This window comes from Protofrankia sp. CiP1_Cm_nod1, assembly GCF_920888515.1.
In the GTDB taxonomy this organism is placed as follows: Bacteria; Actinomycetota; Actinomycetes; order Frankiales; family Frankiaceae; genus Protofrankia.
On record NZ_CAKKTM010000469.1, the window covers coordinates 1 to 4,409 of the forward strand.

Here is a 4,409-nt window from a genome sequence, read left to right on the forward strand (position 1 = left end):
GGACTGGGAGCGCGTGGGCCGGGGAGTGCCCCGCCCGGAGTCGGGCGGGGGCATCGGCGACCGCGGCTGCGCGGCCGGCGGCATGCCGGCGGCCACGGACGACCGGGGCGGAACAGGTCCGGATGAGCCGACCGGTTCCGCCCCGGCGGGGCCAGGACGCCCCGCACCCGGCTGGCGGAGCGCGGCAGGAGCAGGCGTGGGCCGGACGCTGTCCCGCCCACGCTCCGGGAACGGGCTGTATCCCTGCGTGGGCGCTCCGGTGTAGAGCGGCGCTCCCCGCTCCGCATCGGTGCCGGTGCCCGGTGCCCGGCCCCGGGCGGCCGGGTCCGCGCCGCGAGGACGCGCGCCCTGGTCCGCGCCCTGGTCCGCGCCCTGGTCGGGGAATCCCCGCTCGGCGGGACGCTGCACGACGGTGGTCATGTCAAGCGGATCAGGGCCACCGGGCCCGCGGGCCCCCCAGCGGCCGGGATGGCCCTCGGCTCGACGGGCATCGCCGGCAGCCGGCCCGGACCCGTGCCGCGCCGGTGCGGGCGGAGCGGAACCATTCCCCCCCAGATGTCCGTTGGCAACCGGTGAGGGAGCGGGACCAGCGTCCATACCCGGTGCGCTGCCACCGGCCCGGCCCGGCCCGGCCCGGCCCGCGGGGGACGCGGCGGGCCCGTGGCCGCCAGACCCACGGCTACCGGACCCGGGACCACCTGGTCCGGGACCGCCGGGTCCGTGGCCACCGGGCCCGGGACCGCCGGGTCCGGGACCGCCGGGTCCGGGACCGCCGGCTGCGGACGTCCCGGACCGGGGGCCGCCGACGGGCTGGGCGCTCCTGGTGGACTGGTTCGACAGAGTGGCGAAAGCAACCAGGCTCCTGCTCGCCGAAAGCGCCCGCATCTGGCCGAGGGCGGGCCGCTCAGGCCTGTGATCCGCCTGCTCCGCCACCGCCGCTACCGACCGGGACGGCGGCGGCCCAGCCGCCGGGTGCCGTGACGCGTCCAGCCCGGCCGCCGGGTGCCGTGACGCGTCCGGCCCGGGCCGGGACAGGCCTGCCGGCTCGTTCGGCGACCATGTCTCCTCGTCGTCACCATCCGCGATTTCACGCGTCTCCCCCCGCGAGCCCACTAGAGGATCACCTCGTCGGCCGCCCCGGGAGTCGGGGCCTCCTCGGACCACGCGAGTATCCTCCGGTCAGGTTCGCACGGCGGCGGTTGTGCCGATGTCGTCGAAACAACGATATTAAGCGTATCCGCCACAGGTTTCCGCGACGCAACTCGCCTGGATCCGCACGGTCATATGATGACGTTGCGTGATCGAATCGTACTCGCATCCCGACACTCGGCGAACCGGCACCGCGGCTCCCCGACCACGGTCACAGCCCTTCCCAGCACGTGCTTCCCCCACCGGCATCCGGTCAGAGCGCCCCGTCGGTGGACGGGTCACCCCCGGTGCGGATGACGCCCGGTGGAGGTACCGCGAGGACGAGGGGAGCGGGCGGGATGGAAGACCCAGGCCCGCATCAGCACGAACCGCACCACCGTGGCCAGCGCACCGCTGAGCAGCACGGTGACGATCTCGACAAGAACCCCGGACGACGACCAGAGCGCGTGCAGCAGCCCGAGGCCGGCGGAGGACGCCGCGAGCCCCAGCACGAACACCACCCCGGACTCGGCGAACTGGCGCAGCGCCCCCTCGCCGCCCACCTGCCCGAACGTCAGGCGCCGGTTGGCCCAGGTGTTGCCCACCGCCGTGCCGAGCAGCGCGATGAAGTTGGCCGCGAAGGACGACGCCCCGCCCTCGCGCAGCAGCGCGTAGGCGACGACGTAGGCGAGGGTCGAACACACCCCGATCGCCGCGAACGTCCTGAGCTGGCGGCCCATGTTACGAGGCAGCCGCGCGGCCCGGACCTGTGGCGGCAGCTCCACCCCGGCCCGGCCGGCGAGGATGCGGCGCGCGACCCGGATCATTCCTCGGATGTCCTCCATCGCGGTCGCCACGACGTCGACCCGCGAGTCCGGGTCGTCGGTCCAGTCCACCGGCACCTCGTGGATGCGCAGGCCGTTGCGTTCGGCCAGCAGCAGCAGTTCGGTGTCGAAGAACCAGTGGTCGTTCTCGACGGCGGGCAGCAGCGCGCGGGCCACGTCCGCCCGCACGGCCTTGAACCCGCACTGGGCGTCCCGGAAGGAGGTGTGGAAGGCCACCCGCAGCATCGAGTTGTAGCAACGCGAGATGATCTCCCGCTTCGGCCCGCGGACGACCCGGGAGCCGCGGACGAGCCGGGAGCCGATCGCGACGTCCGAATGGCCTGACAGCAGGGGCGCGACCAGGGGCAGGAACGCCTCCAGCCCACTGGAGAGATCGACGTCCATGTAGGCCACGACGTCGGCGTCCGAGGACGACCAGGCCGCCCGCAGAGCCCGGCCGCGGCCCTTGGCCTCCAGCCGCGTCACACGGACCCGGCCGAGCTCGTCGGCCAGGCGCCGCGCGACGAGCGGGGTCGCGTCGGTGCTGGCGTTGTCGGCGATCGTGATACGCCAGCCGAAGGGGAAGCGGCGGGTCAGGTAGTCATACAGCCGGCGGATGCTGCCGTCGAGGGCCTCCTGCTCGTTGTAGACGGGGACGACCACCTCGACGAGTGGCTGTGGGCGCCACCGCGCCGGCGGCGTCCCGCACGGCCGTGGCACCACCGCGGCCCGGCCGGCGGACACGGCCCGGCCGTCGGCTCCGAACACGCCCTGTGACGGGATCGTCCGCGAACCGTCGGGCCGGGCTCCCGCCAGGACGCCGGCGCTCCCGGGAGCGTCGAGCCCCGGTTCCGCGAGGACGCCGACGGGCACAGCACCGGCGGGCACAGCACCGGCGGGCACAGCACCGGCGGGCACAGCACCGGCGGGCACAGCGCCGGCGGGCCCGGGGGGCATGGCAGCGGCGTACGCGGGGCCGGCGTGCTCCGGGCCGTCGGACGCCGCCTCGGGGGGCGCCGGCGGGACGTCCGCGCGGATGACGGACGGCGCGCCGGTGGCGGGGGCTGTGGGGCTGTCTCTGTCGCCGCTCCCGGGTACCGCACATGGCGGTCCGGGCACAGCCGGGCTGACGGGGCGGTCGGCCCGAAAACGTTTCGACAGGTTCACACCTCCCAGCGTCGGCGCTCGCGGTGAGAACGGGCTGAACCGTGCCTGAGAAGCTACTGAGGGCTGTCACGGCGAATCCGAGACCCGCTACCCGGGAACGGACGCGGACGCGGGCGCGGAGCGGGAAACCGGAGAACGGGACCGATGTGGAAGATGGTAAGCGGGTTCGGTCACAATACCCGTCCCGTCGCGGTTCCCGCCGCGGTGCAAGCATCCGGCATGGTGAAAACCCCCGCTACGGGGACGGGTCCCGGAAGGGGGCTCCGGGCGGACGGAACAACAGGCCGGACACGCAACAGCAGAAGAGCCACGGAAAGACACGGAAAGACACGGACGGGCGTCCGGAACGGGACGGCTATGATTGTCGACACGAGACGCCACCTGCACCGGCATCCTGACAGCGCGCATCGTTCCCTGCCGGGCCCCCGTTTTCCCACCGTGGCTCGCTGTTTCTCACCACGGTGTTCCCCTGGCGTTCCCCTGTGTTCCCCGCCACCGGCGTTCCTCACCGGCGTTCCCCGCTGCCGCGCACTCCCCGACGCCGTGTTCCCGCGCTGCCTCCCGCGGCCGTACGCTGCGTACTCTGCCGTCGTCGCCCCCGTCGGCGCGTGATCCCGGGGGTGCCGGCCGGCGGGCCGTGTCGGGCGGCGGACACCGTCCGGCACCCTGTCTCAGCCGACTGTTGTCTGTACTTCAGTATTCACTCAGCTTGCGAGGGGAAGGTTCGTACCATGAGCACGCGGCCTCCCTTCGTCACCTTCGCGGACGGATCATCTTTGAACGCGCACGTATCCGACGACGGCGTCGCGGACGGCCCGGACGGCCCGGACTGGGCGGTGCCGGATGTCGACCCCTATCCCGTTGCCGACACACGGCCGGCCCGGCCGGCCGTCGGCGGTGACCCACCGCCAGGCGGCCCGGGGCAGGGCGGCCCGACCCCGCCGAACCCCACGGCGCCCTTCGCGTCCGCCGACAGGAAACAGGCTCCCGCCAGCCCCGACAGCTCACCGTGGCAGCGGCCGGCCGGCACGCCGGCCCCACCGTCGACGGCCTCGTCGTCCGGGAACGAGCCCCGGCCTCGTCCCGGCGGGCCGGGCGAGCCGTCCGGCCGGGTCTGGTGGGACACGCCGTGGAACACGCCGCGGGCGGAAGAGCAGGCCGCGGCCGGCAGCGACGGGGGGGCGTTCCCCCCGCCTGACCCGGCCCGGCCCGGCGCGAAATACCTTGGCGGGCTGCCCGGCGCCGGGAATCCCTTCCACGCGCCGCCCGCACCACCGGCCGGCCCGTACC

The 4,409-nt window shown here is 74.5% G+C and carries 1 protein-coding gene and 2 pseudogenes; 1 reads left to right on the plus strand and 2 read right to left on the minus strand.

Annotation, left to right across the window (positions count from 1 at the left end; translation table 11 throughout):
- A pseudogene (locus NBX02_RS22290) lies at window positions 1-420 on the minus strand (hypothetical protein); the annotation flags it as partial.
- A 1,007-nt stretch (window positions 421-1,427) separates the two neighbouring features.
- Window positions 1,428-2,675: a glycosyltransferase gene (locus tag NBX02_RS22295; RefSeq protein WP_445548583.1), complete on the minus strand. Its 1,248-nt coding sequence runs from the start codon at window positions 2,673-2,675 to the stop codon at window positions 1,428-1,430.
- Window positions 2,676-3,850: 1,175 nt separating this feature from the next.
- On the opposite strand from NBX02_RS22295, the pseudogene NBX02_RS22300 reads away from it, so the two are divergent.
- A pseudogene (locus NBX02_RS22300) lies at window positions 3,851-4,409 on the plus strand (peptidase S1); the annotation flags it as partial.